The sequence below is a fragment of the [Brevibacterium] flavum genome (genome assembly GCF_019317305.1).
In the GTDB taxonomy this organism is placed as follows: domain Bacteria; phylum Actinomycetota; class Actinomycetes; order Mycobacteriales; family Mycobacteriaceae; genus Corynebacterium; species Corynebacterium glutamicum.
Window position 1 is genome coordinate 2,323,539 of record NZ_CP079240.1, and the last position, 14,635, is coordinate 2,338,173.

Below are 14,635 nucleotides of genomic sequence, written 5' to 3' on the forward strand. Positions count from 1 at the left end.
TAGGAAATTTCTTCTACAACCTTTTTTATAGCTCTGGTTGGAGGAAAGCTTCCTCGAAATTCTTGAGCGCAAATTTGGTTTTCCGGCGCGGATTTTGCGCTGACGGTCGGTCAAAGAAGGGTCCTCGAGGTTGAAAAATCCCGTGTCGAAACGGTTGGAGCCCCGAGGATAGGTCTGCTTGCGGAGCCCTTCGACCAGTGTGGTGCAGTAGTCCAGGATTCTGTCGAATTCTGCTGGGTCGTTTTCTGCGGTACTGGCGTACTACTCGGCGATCGCTGATTCTTCGTCGGAGTGGTGGATTTGGGCGGTTTCATCGATGTCCCAAAACAAGCGGAGGGCTAGCGCTCGGTCGCATTTGGAGTGTCGGACTACTGCGAGGGGAACCGCGAAGCCGTCGTCCCAGTTGTATTCGTTGATGATTTCCCACAGTGCGGTTTCATCGGAGAGGTCCGCGATTTCGGCAGGCAGGTTTGCTTGGTTCATGGCGAGGATCCTCCATTTTTCCGCGACGGTTTCCGCCGAGTGTAATTACGTCGATAAGCGTGCTTGTAAATAGGCGCGCAAGTCCGGCGCGTGGACGTGCTCGTTCTCAAACGCCCAGATCTCAGGCTCGGGCGCGGCGAAGACGAAGTAGGCGCGGTTGTAGGGCGCGCGTGCAAGTGCGTCGAGCGAGAACAGCGCGCACCGGGCAGGGTCGAGCGGGCGATTTTGCTTATCGACGAGCACCCCCACCCGTTCAAACTCATTATCCAGAATATCCTGCAAATAAAGGCGAGGGTCGGTGAGATGATCGAGGTAGTCATCGGGATCAATGACGTTTCCCAAGGCCTCACTGTTTGTCCAGGATCGGGCGTAGCTATAGAACTCCGTCAGCTGCGGGCTAAGCGGTAGCTTCGTGTGCCCGTCTAAAGCCGTGAGATACGCCGGCGGTTGGTTCGCTGGGCCGCACAGTAGTGGTCCGAATTCTGCAGCCCATTCCGCTTGCTCGGGAGAAAATCGGAGGGCATCCAACGTGTCGGTGATCGACACGGTTTCTGCAGCATCCTCAAGGACTTGGATCCAGCCGTCGCCAAAAGGGACCGTATGACTCATGGGTTTTATTGTATTCTGGCGGGCGTGAATAACGCTCCCGCATGGCTCGTTACCCAAGATGATTCCGAGGATCTGGGTTTTGCGTTCGATTGCCTCATCGTTGATGCAATCACTCTTGATGAACTCAAAGAATGGATTTATCGAGTCATCGTGGAAATGGATGAATTCCCAGACTATTTGATCGACATCACCGATGTCAGTCATAAGCACGATCTTATTCTTGGCTACCAGGATATTGTTGGTTTTTGGCCCTACTCGACACTAAAACGCACCGAGGAAACTGCATTGGTGGGAATTGCTTACGCCCGTTTCCCTGATACCCGCGACGATTCCATCAGCCGCGGCAAAGCACGATCAGCGTTGGAGAAATCCACGGGCCTTAAAGAGCGTTTCGCGCGTCATTTTCCTGCAATTTCCATACCTGTCGATACGGGTGATGCTGCAGACATTCTCGTATCGGGTTGGTGGCTTTCAGGTTCTAAAAAGAAGATCCTGACTGCAGCGGAAATCCAGACCTTATTTATCAACCAATTGGCCACAGGTCCATTGAGCACTCAATTGGAAACTGCTACCGGGTTGAAACTGCAGGTGGTGACCAATCGAGAGCGTATGAAGATCACTCTCATTGAACCTAATGGCACATCAGGACATGCCATCGACCCCCAAGCTGGCAAGGGTTCAAGGGGTGGCTTCCTCTTGGACAATGGCCAAGAAGATGAATACGACGATGTCGACACCGTCACAATCCCCGATGCACTCAATGTCATCGGTTACATTCTTGCCCACGGAACTCCACCTCAAGAAGGCTGGAAGGTAGACGTGTTGGGGCGTTAGTCCTCTATGAATTCTTCTCCCATCACGATCGCCTGCTGAATTTCTTCTGAGCTATCTCCTGCCGCTTTGCATAGTTTTTCCAGCGCAACAACGATATCTTCCCGCTCCCCTGCATCAATGAAATTCTTCTTTGCGGCGAGCTGGTTGATGCTTGCGATGAAGCTGCGCAGGGTTTCTTTTAAGGGAGCCTGGTCTGGGATCTTTGTTGAGGCTCTGATGGTTCGAAGGGTCGCTTTGTAAATATTTCCAGCCTTTTTCGCAGCAGACGCCGGAATATGAGGATTATCGACCCAGTGTCTCAGCGGATTATCGATATTTTCCGCCAACCACTCCGGCTTCCGCGGACCGCGAATATCCACCCAGGCTTCAATGCGCGGTTCGAAACATGCAAAATAGTCACCTGCGGAAAACCCTTAGATGTTCATTCCCCCAAAACTACTATGCGTGTGAATCCGCTGCGCACGAATACTATTCCCACAACTGCCCAACGAGTAAAACCTTTTTGCGACTACATTGAAACCCAAGAAATCTCGCAACTCAGGAAGTCGCGATACTTCGTAAGCTTGGGAAGAAGGAGCAGACACGTGACGTTGATCAACCTCACTGCTGGTGTGAGCGCATGAGCGATTCACCGCGCACCGTCGTCATCCTGAACCGTACAGCTACTGCGACTTCCATCCTGAGAGATATTAAAGCCTTCACCGGTTACGGCCTGTCTGAGATCAGGTCGCGCATCGTTGCGGGACTTCCCGTCGTGATCGAGGAGATGTTCTCAAACGCCTGGTACGACGAACGCGCACAACTGTTGCTGGCACTGCTGACCAAATGGCAGAACGAAGGAATCACATTCGAGATTCGGGAAGTCGCTGAGGATGATCCCATCGAAGCAGGGGCATTGATCTCTCTAGAAGTGCTGCGAAACATCATTGAGCCAGACGATAATGAATCGAGGGACGGTATCTAGTGGTGAACGTAAACCCCCGGCCAGACGACCGGGGGTAAAACATTCAATATTGGTGGGGCCACCGGGGCTCGAACCCGGGACCAATGGATTATGAGTCCACGGCTCTAACCGACTGAGCTATAGCCCCTACCGCTGCACGTTCATGCAACGAGAATCAGTATAACTAGGTCCACTTTCTAATTTGAATTAAGCCCTCTTCAATTTTCCGCTTTCGCTGCGAGGTGTGCCAATGTGGCGCATTATTTAATGCATACTCGGCGCTATTTTGAGGAGCCTCATGCCACAGTTAAGCAGACGCCAGTTCTTGCAGACAACCGCCGTTACTGCAGGTCTAGCCACTTTTGCGGGCACACCTGCACGCGCTGAAGAACGCCAATTCCAGCATGGCGTGGCTTCCGGGGACCCCACCGCAACCTCTGCCATTTTGTGGACTCGGCTGACCCCAATTCCCGACGCCACACCTGGAAGTGGCCTTGGCCCCGACTCTCCTGTCACCTGGGAAGTCTCCCCCACTCCTGATTTCGCCAGCATCACGCGCTCGGGAACCGTAATCACCTCCGCAGCAAGCGATCACACCGTCCACGCGCACGCCACGGGTTTGAGCCCATCCACCCGCTATTTCTACCGCTTCATCTCCTCCACCGGCGAGGTCTCCCCTGTGGGGCGCACGCAAACAACATCGCTTGTCGACGCTCCCCTCCCGCACCTTCGCTTTGCCCTTGCGTCGTGTGCCAATTGGGAGGCAGGATTTTTTGCCGCCTACGGCGACATCGCCCGGCGCGCTGACGCCGGCGAATTGGAGATGTTGATTTTTTTGGGTGATTACATCTACGAGTACGCCACCGGTATGTTCGCCGGAAAGGACGGTGTGGTGCGCCCGCATCAGCCTCTTCATGAAACCATCACGTTGGAGCACTACCGCACTCGTTATGGCCATTACCGCAGTGACAATCACTTGCAGGCAGCGCATGCGGCGTTGCCGTGGATTGTCATGTGGGATGACCATGAGTCGGCCAACAACTCTAATCGTGAGGGCGCGCAGAATCATTCCGCTGATGAGGGTTCGTGGGTGGATCGTCAAAATGCTGCTCGGCAGGCCTTTTTGGAGTGGATGCCGATCCGCCAGGAGGACACGCTCTATCGTTCCTTCACTTTTGGTGACCTCGCCACGCTGTCACTTCTTGATCTTCGAAGTTTCAGAGATCCAGCACCCTCCCAGCAACAGTGGCTGGAGGGTCAACGTGCGGACACCATGATGGGGTCGCAGCAGTTTGAGTGGCTGAAATCCAACGTGGAACACACCACCACGACGTGGAATATCATCGGCAGCTCAGTGATGTTTGCCCCCATGGCAATTACCGGGCAGCCTCTTTTCCAGATCCCTGAACCTATTCCCGCCAATTTGGATCAGTGGGACGGCTACTCCCGTGAGCGCGACCGACTCCTAGCTGTGCTTGCCGATTTCGCCACGCCAACGCTTTTTCTATCTGGCGATATCCACTCCGAATGGGCAAACGCCATCCGGTTTAATGGTCAAGACATCGGTGTCGAGGCAGTATGCAGCTCCATCACCTCAGCTAATGTCAACGACTTCGCCAAACTCCCTGAGGACAATCCGGTCTCCCTGCAAGCGGAACAAGTAATCCGAGCCAACAGTTCGCATGTGCGCCACGTTGATCTTGACGCCCACGGCTACGCCACGGTGAATCTCACCCAAGATGGCGCGCACATGGTCTGGCACCGCGTCGCCGATCTCTCCCTTCCGGACTCAGAAGTTGCTCCGGCAATTGCACTTGAGTGGAAACCAGGCGTCGGATTCACTACTTGAGCTGCTGATTTGTAGGTTTTAAGACCTTGAAGATATAGTTAATTCTCGTTGCAAGGAACCAGATTCCAAGCAATCCTTATTCCTCCATAGCTCAGTTGGCAGAGCATTCGACTGTTAATCGAAGGGTCACTGGTTCGAGCCCAGTTGGAGGAGCAATACACACAGCCCGCCGTTTTTCTTAAAACGGCGGGTTTTGTTGTGGAGGGGCGCGTCGAAAAGCAATTTTTTTTCCAAGATAGCTCACTTTATTGGAGTCACCTGGCCTGAAATCCTCTACTCTGGGCGCATGACCATTCCAGGAGCTTCCACACAGACTGATATCCCTCTGGACACACTTCTTGAGGATTACGCGCTACTGTCAGACACTCACACCGGCGCTCTGCTGTCCAACATGGGCAGTTTGGACTGGTTGTGCCTGCCTCGTTTTGATTCCCAAGCCATGTTCACCAGGCTGCTTGGTGATCGCGAGCACGGACACTGGAGTTTGCGTGTCCCAGGTGGTGAGGTGATCAGCCAAAACTACCTCGGCGATTCCTTCGTGGTGCAGACCGTGTGGCGTTCAGAGACCGGTACTGCCCGGGTTGTTGATTTCATGCCGATTCACGGTCAAGAACAACCCGATATCACCGACCTGGTGCGCTCTGTGCACTGCGTGGAAGGCGAAGTGGATGTGGAATCGATCCTGCGCCTGCGTTTTGATTATGGCGAGTCCACTCCGTATTTCCGCACCAGCACTGTCGACGGCATCAGCATCGTGCAGGCTGTCGCCGGCCCCAATGCGGTATATGTTCGTGGACCTGAGATGCCACACCGCCCTGCAAAGGATTGTCACAGTGGCACCTTCCACCTGACGGCCGGCGAATCCGTGGAATGGGTTCTCACCTGGGCACCGTCGTTCGAACCGCATCCCCCCATGCCGGATTACACCCGCTCTTTGGAGAGCACCTTGAGCTTCTGGGCATCATGGGTTGAAGAGCTCCCCCACCAGCACCTCTACGACGCTGAAGTCCGCCGCTCCATGCTCGTACTGCGCGCCTTGACCGATCTACAAACCGGTGGCATCGTGGCCGCACCGACCACCTCACTACCAGAGGAGTTCGGAGGCATCCGCAACTGGGACTACCGCTACGTGTGGCTGCGCGACTCCGCACTCACCATTGAAGCCCTCGTGGAATACGGATTCTCCCACGCAGCCCTCCAATGGCGTACCTGGCTGCTGCGCGCCATCGCAGGCGACCCGGAAAACCTCCGCATCATGTATGGCCTCGGCGGCGAACGACACCTCCCTGAACGCGAACTCCAACACCTGCGCGGATACGAAAACTCCGTGCCTGTTCGCGTTGGCAATGGAGCCGCCGAACAATACCAAGCAGATGTCGTCGGCGAAGTAATGGTCGCGCTTGAAACCATCCGCCGCGCCGGGTGCCTCGAGGACGAATTCTCCTGGGGCATGCAAAAAGCCATCCTCGATTTCCAAGAAGCCAACTTCGACCGCAAGGATCAAGGCATCTGGGAAATGCGCTCCGAACCGCAATATTTCACCCACGGCCGCGCCATGATGTGGGCCGGCTTCGACCGCGGCATCAAAGCCATCGAAGAATTCAACCTCGACGGCCCCATCGAGCGCTGGCGTGAACTCCGCGCCAAACTCCGCGAAGAAATCATGGCAAACGGCTTCAACGAAGAGATCCAATCCTTCACCCAGTGCTACGACAACACCCAAGTCGACGCCTCGCTGCTGCAGCTCGCCCAAATAGGCTTCATCGGCTTCGACGATCCAAAAATGCTCAGCACCGTAGCGCGCATTGAGCAAGAGCTTCTCGACGCCCACGGCTTTCTTCACAGGTACCACACCGACGGGTCTGACGGCCTTGCCGGCGACGAATACCCCTTCCTCATCTGTTCATTCTGGCTGGTAGAACAATACGCCCGCTCCAACCGCCTCGACGAGGCCAAAGAAAAGATGGACCGCATCCTTGCCGTCCAAAGCCCACTTGGCTTGTTGGCTGAGGAATACTCCACCCACCATGGCAGGCTCGCTGGAAACTACCCTCAGGCCTTCTCCCACATTGGTCTGATTAGCGCTGCACGGGCCATAAATTTCGAAGAGGCGAGAAACAGGTAGAGTCTAAGGTGTCATTCTTGGTACAAGTTTTATATTTAGGGAGAGTTATCCACACATGATCCAGTTAGTGATAGGCGCTGCAGCAGGCTACGTGCTTGGCACAAAGGCCGGCCGCAAGCGTTACCACCAGATCAAAAAGGGATATGAAGCAGCGATTAACTCCCCTGCCACCAAAACGGCTGTAACCGCCGCCCGCAAAGCCATTGCCAACAAGCTGGATCCGCAGCCCCGTATGAAGGAAGTAAAAAACCTGCGGACTGCGGACGGGCATGAAGTCCTCGAGCAAGACCAGGACTAAATTACCCTCTAAACGCCCGGGCCAACAGCTCCCGGCGCGCCTGTTCCAGGGCAACCAGATCGGAAAACAGCGAGTTGTAGGCTTGCTCATCTTCAGACGGACGCATTCTTTGCAGCTGTCCTTTCAAGATGGCGATCTGGTTGCCCACTCGTGTTTCCTGCAGCCTGGACAACACACCATCGGTATATGATTCCAGGTCTTGCGCTTCCACCTCGATGGGTTCCATCGCTAGCTCTGATACCAGCGACGTGCCCAAAATATCAGTCATATTTTCCGATACGGCAGGCAACCAATCAGTGCCATCGAGGGCACGTTCACATCCCCCAGCAGCCGAAATCGCATCGCGTACCATGCGGTAGGCAGGGTTGGTGAAGCTATCGGTTGGCAGTCCATCAAAGTACGATCCCGCGAGCTCCGGATATTGCAGGGCGATCTTGAGTGATTCCCGTTCCTGCCACAGCACAGGGTTCCGCGGATTTGGCAGCGCCATGGTGGGTCGCAGGCTTTGATCCTCGAGTGGTTGATCGAAACGCTTTGCACGCATCGGCTTCTTATCGCGCTTGGGGCGACGTGCTTCCTCGTGAACCTGACGCAGCACCTCTGAAGGATCAGACCAGCCGACCCAACCAGACAGCAGGCGGGCGTATTCAGATTGCAGTGTCTTATCGCGAATATCCGCCACGATGGGGACTGCCCGACGAAGCGCAGCCAGACGGCCTTCCACGGTGTCGAGGGTGTATTCGCTGATGATCGATTGGATGACGAACTCAAACATCGGAATACGTCGTGCTACAAGATCACGCACTGCCGCATCGCCACGCTCAAGGCGCAGATCACACGGATCCATGCCGTTGGGTGCCACAGACACAAATGATTGTCCTGTGAACTTCTGATCGCCCTCAAAGGCACGCATGGCGGCCTTCTGGCCGGCCTCATCACCATCGAAGGTGTAAATCAGTTCACCGCGGAAGTAGTTATCATCCAGCATGAGTCGACGAAGCATCTGCAAGTGTTCTTCACCAAACGCAGTGCCACACGATGCCACGGCTGTATCAATGCCCGCGGCATGCATGGCCATCACATCGGTGTAGCCTTCCACCACTACTGCTTGGTGTCCAGCCGCAATGGCTTTCTTTGCAGAATCTAGACCAAAGAGCACCTTGGACTTTTTGTACAACAACGTCTCAGGCGTATTCATGTACTTGCCCATTTTGTCGTCATCAAAAAGCTTGCGAGCGCCAAAACCAATGACATCACCAGACAGGTTCTTGATCGGCCACAGCAACCTGCGCTGGAACTGATCAATCGGACCGCGCTTACCCATCTTGCTTAGACCGGCAGCTTCTAATTCTTTGAACTCAAAGCCCTTCTTCAGCAAATGCTTGGTCAAGGTATCCCAGCCGGCAGGCGCATAGCCACATTCGAAATGATAAATGTGCTGCTGTCCGAATCCACGCTGCAGCAAAAACTCCCTGCCAGGTTGTGCTTCAGGGGTTTCTAATTGCTCGCGATAAAACTGGTGCGCAGCCTTATTAGCCAAAATAAGGCGCTGGCGAGTTCCAGGTTCCTCACGGCGCCCCGGGCCACCACCTTGGTAATTGATCTGATAACCAATTTTCTCCGCACACACTTCCACAGCCTCAGGGAAAGAGATGTGTTCCATCTCCATGAGGAAGGAGAACACATCTCCACCTTTGCCGGTGGAGAAACAGTGGTAGTAACCACGATTGGGGCGCACATGGAACGATGGTGTTTTTTCATCTTTAAAGGGAGAAAGCCCCTTGAGCGAATCAGCACCTGCCGATTTCAGCTGCACATAATCACCCACGATCTCCTCGATCGGGGTGCGCTCGCGGATTGCCTGAATGTCACTTTCCGGAATACGTCCCTTTGCCATGACCATCACTTTAGCCCGTCCCTTTAGTGTGCCTATATTGGTTGTATGCAAAACAGCAAGAAGACCCTCGGCGGAGTACTCGGAGTCATCGTTGTCCTCGCTGCTGCATGGTTTGGAATTGATCTGTCCACTTCAGGTGAAGCCACCAGCCAAGCATCAAGCTCAGCAACTACTACCACTATTACTAGCTCTAACACTCCAACATCTGAGTCCATTTCCAGCAACAGCGACTTAGACGGTGACAGCTGCTCCATGAGTGAGCTGCCACAAGAAGCTGATGAGGTGGTCGACGATATCCTCGCCGGTGGTCCTTTTGATTACCCAGACAATGACGGCGTGCGCTTTGGAAACTACGAAGGCGTACTACCGAAAGAGTCCAGCAACTACTACCGCGAATACACCGTGGAAACCCCAGGACTTAGCCACCGCGGTCCACTGCGCATTGTCACCGGTGGATCAAACCCAACTGATCCAGAGGTGTGGTACTACACCTCAGATCACTATGAAACTTTCTGTGCCATCACCGATGCGGAGAACTAAATGAATATCGTCTTGCAGGGATCGTTTAGCACTCGACAGGAGTTCTTTGATCTCCTCGGTGCCGCTGCCTGGGGTGTGGAACGACCAGCGCCAACCAATCTGGACGGCATGGTCGATCTGATCCGGGAAACTGGACTGGACACAATCACCGTCAAAGGTCACTGGCTTGTACCGGCAGAGGAAACAGAACGGATTGAAGAAGTCTGCGATGATCTAGGCGTTGATCTGCGCTTCAACCGTCGCTAAAAACACCACAAGTGCCGCCCCTTGGGGCGGCACTTGGCGTCGAGAAGCGAAATCTTTTTATTCGACGGTGACAGACTTTGCCAGGTTACGAGGCTGATCCACGTTGTAGCCCTTTGCGGTTGCCACAGCGCACGCAAAGATCTGCAGAGGCACGGTGGACAGCAGAGGCTGCATCAGGGTTGGGGCCTGAGGAATGCGGATGATGAAGTTGGCGTAATCGTTGACAGCCTCATCGCCTTCCTCTGCAATCACGATGGTGACAGCGCCACGTGCACGGATCTCCTGGATGTTGGAGACAACCTTGGAGTGCAGGGAATCGCGACCACGAGGTGAAGGCACGATAACGAAGACCGGCTGGCCTTCCTCAACCAAAGCGATTGGGCCGTGCTTGAGCTCGCCTGCAGCGAAACCTTCCGCGTGCAGGTATGCGATCTCCTTGAGCTTCAACGCACCCTCAAGCGCAACTGGGAAACCAACGTGGCGACCCAAGAACAGCACAGACTTAGCATCCGACATATCCTGGCCAAGCTTCTTGATCTGCTCTTCTGCATCGATGACCTGCTGAATCTTCTCAGGCATCTCACGCAGGCTGTCCAGAATGGAAGAAACCTCATCAGCGAACTTGTTGCCGCGCAGCTGAGCCAAGTACAGGCCAAGCAAGTAAGAAGCAGTGATCTGAGCCAAGAACGCCTTGGTGGACGCCACAGCGATCTCAGGGCCAGCGTAGGTGTACAGGGACGCATCTGCTTCACGTGGCAGAGTGGAACCAACGGTGTTACAGATCGCGATAACCTTCGCGCCCTGCTCACGAGCGTGACGCACAGCCATCAAGGTGTCCATGGTCTCACCAGACTGAGACAATGCTACGACCAGAGTCTTTTCATTAACGATTGGATCGCGGTAACGGAACTCGTGCGCCAACTCGACCTCGGTTGGGATACGGCACCAGTGCTCAATGGCATAACGAGCAACCTGGCCTGCGTAAGCAGCAGTACCACAAGCAACAACGATGATCTTGTTTACACTGCGCAAGGTGGCTTCATCAATACGAAGCTCATCAAGGACCAGCTTGCCATCCTCATCTAAACGTCCGAGGAGGGTGTCACGCACTGCAGCTGGCTGGTCGTGGATTTCCTTATCCATGAAGGAATCAAAGCCACCCTTTTCAGCAGCAGCCGCATCCCACTCCACGTCGAAAGGTTTTCCGGTTGCCTCAGAACCATCAAAGTTGGTGATCTGGTAGTCGTTCGCAGTGATGGTCACAATCTGATCGTTGCCCATCTCAACAGCCTTGCGGGTGTAATCGATGAAGCCAGAAACGTCAGAGCCGAGGAAGTTTTCGCCTTCACCCAAGCCAATAACCAAAGGAGAGTTACGGCGCGCTGCAACAATACGATCATCATGATCAGCATGGATAGCCAGCAGGGTGAACGCACCCTCAAGACGCTGACCAGTAAGCTGCATAGCCTTGGTCAGATCGCCATTAGCCTGGGTGTTGTAGATTTCTGCCAGCAATGTGGCGGCAACTTCAGTGTCAGTAACGGAAACAAAGTTGTAGCCCTTAGCTGAAAGCTCTGCGCGCAGCTCTGCAAAGTTTTCAATAATACCGTTGTGTACGACAGCTAACTTGCCGCCATCAACAACATGGGGGTGTGCATTTGCATCGGTTGGTCCACCGTGAGTTGCCCACCGGGTGTGACCAATAGCCAAAATGGAATCCGCCAAAGGAGCGCGAGCGATCTCAGCGTCCAGCGCAGCTACCTTTCCAGCCTTCTTTCGGTAGCTGATTTCACCGTTCGCATGAACAGCTACACCTGCGGAATCATAACCGCGGTATTCAAGTCGGCGCAGTCCTTCTAAAACGACGTCAAGCGCAAAGTAATCACGGGAGTCGCCCGCCTGGCCAATATATCCAACAATTCCACACATGCGCATGACTTTACAACAACTTTTTCTCGATCACTTAATGGACGAGAATAAACAATCCACACAGCACACTGAGCTGGGAGGACCATAATTAAGTTGCAGCACGCAATGTGTTCAGGAACGAAAAACGCACTCCTCTAGTAGTGCGGTTTTACGGTAGTTGGCAGCTTTTTTACGAAATCTTGAGAAGCTTAGGATTGAGCGGAAACTTCAGACAAGCACTGACCAACGGATGATTAGCAGTAACACCAGTCAGCTCAGCAACTAGAGCATCCGATGCTTCAGGGTTCCCCCGTGCTTGGGAAAGACGCGCTTGCAGATCAACAGCCTCTGCATCACCTTCCACATCAAACGCTAATGCTGCTGCAAACGGCAGACCTCAGATTATTTGGGTTATGTCCGTGTTCTGCCAGCTCTGCAGCGGGGCCAATGAATCGCTCGTTGGCAGAAATCTCACGGATTGGTACGTCCCACACGATTGACCGTGTCAGGCAATGAGGGGCTCGTGAGACGATGCAGGATCTTTTCTACATAAGCCTTTCGAACCTCCGGTTCAAATCGGAAACCGTGGCCGAAGATTTGAGACCCACAAAATTTATAAAATTTTATTTACTTGGCAGAAACCGACTGATCCGACAAATCACTTTTCTAAACCCTCGATATGTAAGCAATAAGCTAAATGGGTTTGACCCGCTTCTGGGGAATTGTGACTTTTGGGGTTTCGACCCAGAACGAACGCCCGATCACACCAGGGTGCATAACGTGCTGATACTTTACAGCGGTAAACGACACAGACACCCACAAACCTTAAAGGCGAAATTTTTGGGCAGCGTGATTTGATCTCTGTTTAGTCCCCGAGCACGAATTCATGTTCGCTAGCCTTAAGGCCACTACTTCACCCCCATCTGACACGACACAGGTTTAAGCCAGAACATTTTATTAGCCTTACTGAAACTTACTGCTGCTCTAACCAATTATCCCAAAAATCCTGAGATGTCAGCAGCATGCCTGGCAAGACGTTCCAGACGAGACTCCGTCATCGACGCAATCTGATCAACAATCACACGGATCTGTTCCGATTCTGAATTCGCTTCAATAAACCACTGGCGATACATCGGATCCAACGATCCCGGAGCCCCCAGCACCAGGTAGTCAAAAACCCGGAAGATACGATCCCGTTGCCTGTTTTGGCGCGCAAGGTGCCCTGGGTCATCCATCACATAGAGAACCGCTAACGTTTTGAGCAGTTTTACTTCACTGGCCGCTGTTTCTGGAATGATCAAATCGCCGTGCATGCGTCCCACATCAATGCCAGCGTGTGTTTTCTTTGTTGACTCGATGGTAGAGCCAACGTATCTTCCCACTAGTTCTGAAGTCATCGCCTTCAGCGCAGCGTAGGAACGCAGTGAGAAATCAAAATCCGCAGCGGCAGCCACCACCGGAAGTTCCCGCAACGATGCTGCACCCTCGATGAGCTCTGCAGGCGAACCTCCGAAAGCAGCTGCTCCTTTGTCTGCCAAAGCTGCTAATTCCACCAGGTCCCACAGCACTTTTAAGTCGATACGCCCGGATACAATACCGTCTTCCACATCGTGCACCGAGTAGGCAATGTCATCAGAAAAGTCCATGACCTGCGCTTCGATCGGTGGGCGAAGATCCTCATGGCCTTGTCTAATCCAAGCGAGGATTTCTGCGTCCTCGTCATACGCGCTGTATTTCTTATTAATACTGCCGTCCGCGTTTGTTTTGGCCCACGGATATTTACACGCAGCGTCAAGGGCTGCCCTCGACAGGTTGAGACCGAAACTCTCCCCTTCCTCCGACACAATTTTTGGCTCCAGACGCGTGAGGATACGCAAGGTCTGGGCATTACCCTCAAACCCGCCACAGGCCGCAGCAACTTCATTCAAGGCGTTTTCACCGTTGTGACCATACGGCGGATGCCCAATGTCATGGCACAGCCCTGCCAGATCGCACAGATCAGAATCCAAATCCAGTCCAGCTCCGATTCCCCGTGCAATTTGAGCTACTTCCAAAGAGTGCGTCAGCCGGGTGCGTGGAGTGTCTCCATCGTTGGGGCCAACCACTTGGGTTTTATCCGCGAGGCGTCGAAGAGCAGCAGAATGCAGCACGCGAGCCCGGTCGCGGGCGAACGCGCTGCGGGTGTCTACGGCGCTGGTGCGCAGTTGGCTGGACTTGGCGCGCTCAGGGTGGCGTCGAAAAGCGTCTGCGTCGGAATAGGGGTACATCTACTTTTTCAGCCTCCGAAGTTGCTCGTGGCGCGCACGCCGCGAAGGGCGCAGCAGGCCTTGGATAGTTCGCAAAGATGCTTCCACCTTATCGGCCACCCGTTCGCCCAAGAGCCACGACACGTCCTGTACTACTACCCCGCCCCACTCATGGGACAAGGTCAGAAAATAAACTATCGACGGAAACTTCGCGGGACTATAGGTTGTCGGGGAAGGTTTCGCGTCAAAGCCCATGCGTCGCGCGATGCGCACCGCCCGATACGAATGGTTCGGATCAGTAACAATCAGCACCCGACCAAGCTTTTCCGGATCAAGCGCCTCATAGGAGGAGACAGTGTCATTGCCAACTGCAGAGGCAAAAATCAGATCCGGATCCACGCCCTCTTTGATCAAATACTCCCGCGCGACTTCTGCTTCGGTGAAACGATCGCCAGGAAGTTTTCCGCCGACAGTATATACATGCTGGATTTCATGAAGACGCCACAGCTTCGCGGCATGCCTCAAACGAGCAGCAAACTGCCTCGATGGAACCCCATCATATTGAGCTGTGCCCAACACCAAAATTGAATCAATCTTGTGCCGATTATTAGGCGTTCTGAGCATCGAATACGCCACCACCCTCAGGGCTGGCTGCAC

14 protein-coding genes and 2 tRNA genes are annotated in these 14,635 nt (G+C 54.0%); 8 read left to right on the forward strand and 8 right to left on the reverse strand.

Going from position 1 to position 14,635, the window contains the following annotated elements:
* Positions 1-261: 261 nt before the first annotated feature.
* Together KW808_RS11215 and KW808_RS11220 are read right to left on the reverse strand one after the other, a co-directional pair.
* Positions 262-483, reverse strand: coding sequence for a DUF4274 domain-containing protein (locus KW808_RS11215; RefSeq protein WP_003859578.1), 222 nt, complete (start codon positions 481-483; stop codon positions 262-264).
* A 45-nt stretch (positions 484-528) separates the two neighbouring features.
* Entirely contained in the window at positions 529-1,092 is a 564-nt protein-coding gene (locus tag KW808_RS11220; RefSeq protein WP_003859576.1) for a hypothetical protein, read from the reverse strand.
* Between the two features lie 24 nt (positions 1,093-1,116).
* Here KW808_RS11220 and KW808_RS11225 point away from each other — a divergent pair, with 24 nt between their 5' ends.
* Positions 1,117-1,926, forward strand: coding sequence for a hypothetical protein (locus tag KW808_RS11225; RefSeq protein WP_003859575.1), 810 nt, complete (start codon positions 1,117-1,119; stop codon positions 1,924-1,926).
* Here KW808_RS11225 and KW808_RS11230 read toward each other — a convergent pair.
* The gene (locus tag KW808_RS11230) at positions 1,923-2,285 is read right to left on the reverse strand and encodes a hypothetical protein (RefSeq protein WP_003859573.1); all 363 of its coding nucleotides are present in this window, start codon (positions 2,283-2,285) and stop codon (positions 1,923-1,925) included. The two genes, KW808_RS11225 and KW808_RS11230, sit on opposite strands and share 4 nt — an antisense overlap.
* Before the next feature lie 260 nt (positions 2,286-2,545).
* Here KW808_RS11230 and KW808_RS11235 point away from each other — a divergent pair, with 260 nt between their 5' ends.
* On the forward strand, positions 2,546-2,890 hold the full coding sequence (locus KW808_RS11235) for a hypothetical protein (protein ID WP_003859572.1): 345 nt from the start codon (positions 2,546-2,548) through the stop codon (positions 2,888-2,890).
* A gap of 50 nt (positions 2,891-2,940) precedes the next feature.
* On the opposite strand, the gene KW808_RS11240 is transcribed toward KW808_RS11235, so the two are convergent.
* Positions 2,941-3,017 (reverse strand) — tRNA-Ile (locus KW808_RS11240).
* 150 nt (positions 3,018-3,167) lie between these two features.
* On the opposite strand from KW808_RS11240, the gene KW808_RS11245 reads away from it, so the two are divergent.
* From KW808_RS11245 to KW808_RS11260, 4 genes are all read left to right on the forward strand, one after another.
* A complete protein-coding gene (locus KW808_RS11245) occupies positions 3,168-4,718 on the forward strand; it encodes an alkaline phosphatase D family protein (protein ID WP_003859570.1) in 1,551 nt (516 codons plus the stop codon).
* An 80-nt stretch (positions 4,719-4,798) separates the two neighbouring features.
* Positions 4,799-4,871: transfer RNA gene (locus KW808_RS11250), tRNA-Asn, on the forward strand.
* Positions 4,872-5,004: 133 nt separating this feature from the next.
* Positions 5,005-6,843, forward strand: coding sequence for a glycoside hydrolase family 15 protein (locus KW808_RS11255; protein ID WP_003859568.1), 1,839 nt, complete (start codon positions 5,005-5,007; stop codon positions 6,841-6,843).
* Positions 6,844-6,898: 55 nt separating this feature from the next.
* Positions 6,899-7,141 carry a hypothetical protein gene (locus KW808_RS11260; RefSeq protein ID WP_003859566.1) on the forward strand — a complete coding sequence of 81 codons (243 nt, stop codon included), beginning with the start codon at positions 6,899-6,901 and terminating at the stop codon, positions 7,139-7,141.
* Between the two features lies 1 nt (position 7,142).
* Here KW808_RS11260 and dnaG read toward each other — a convergent pair whose 3' ends face one another.
* A complete protein-coding gene (gene dnaG, locus KW808_RS11265; protein WP_003859563.1) occupies positions 7,143-9,044 on the reverse strand; it encodes a DNA primase in 1,902 nt (633 codons plus the stop codon).
* A 39-nt stretch (positions 9,045-9,083) separates the two neighbouring features.
* Here dnaG and KW808_RS11270 point away from each other — a divergent pair, with 39 nt between their 5' ends.
* Complete coding sequence (locus KW808_RS11270; RefSeq protein ID WP_003859561.1) at positions 9,084-9,578, forward strand: ribonuclease; 495 nt, start codon at positions 9,084-9,086, stop codon at positions 9,576-9,578.
* A complete protein-coding gene (locus KW808_RS11275; RefSeq protein WP_003857033.1) occupies positions 9,579-9,824 on the forward strand; it encodes a hypothetical protein in 246 nt (81 codons plus the stop codon).
* Positions 9,825-9,881: 57 nt separating this feature from the next.
* Here KW808_RS11275 and glmS read toward each other — a convergent pair whose 3' ends face one another.
* From glmS to KW808_RS11290, 3 genes are all read right to left on the reverse strand, one after another.
* Positions 9,882-11,753, reverse strand: a complete 1,872-nt coding sequence (gene glmS, locus KW808_RS11280; protein WP_003857035.1) for a glutamine--fructose-6-phosphate transaminase (isomerizing) — start codon at positions 11,751-11,753, stop codon at positions 9,882-9,884.
* 971 nt (positions 11,754-12,724) lie between these two features.
* On the reverse strand, positions 12,725-13,999 hold the full coding sequence (locus KW808_RS11285; protein WP_003859555.1) for a deoxyguanosinetriphosphate triphosphohydrolase: 1,275 nt from the start codon (positions 13,997-13,999) through the stop codon (positions 12,725-12,727).
* Positions 14,000-14,602: a YdcF family protein gene (locus KW808_RS11290; RefSeq protein WP_003859552.1), complete on the reverse strand. Its 603-nt coding sequence runs from the start codon at positions 14,600-14,602 to the stop codon at positions 14,000-14,002.
* Positions 14,603-14,635 lie beyond the last annotated feature (33 nt).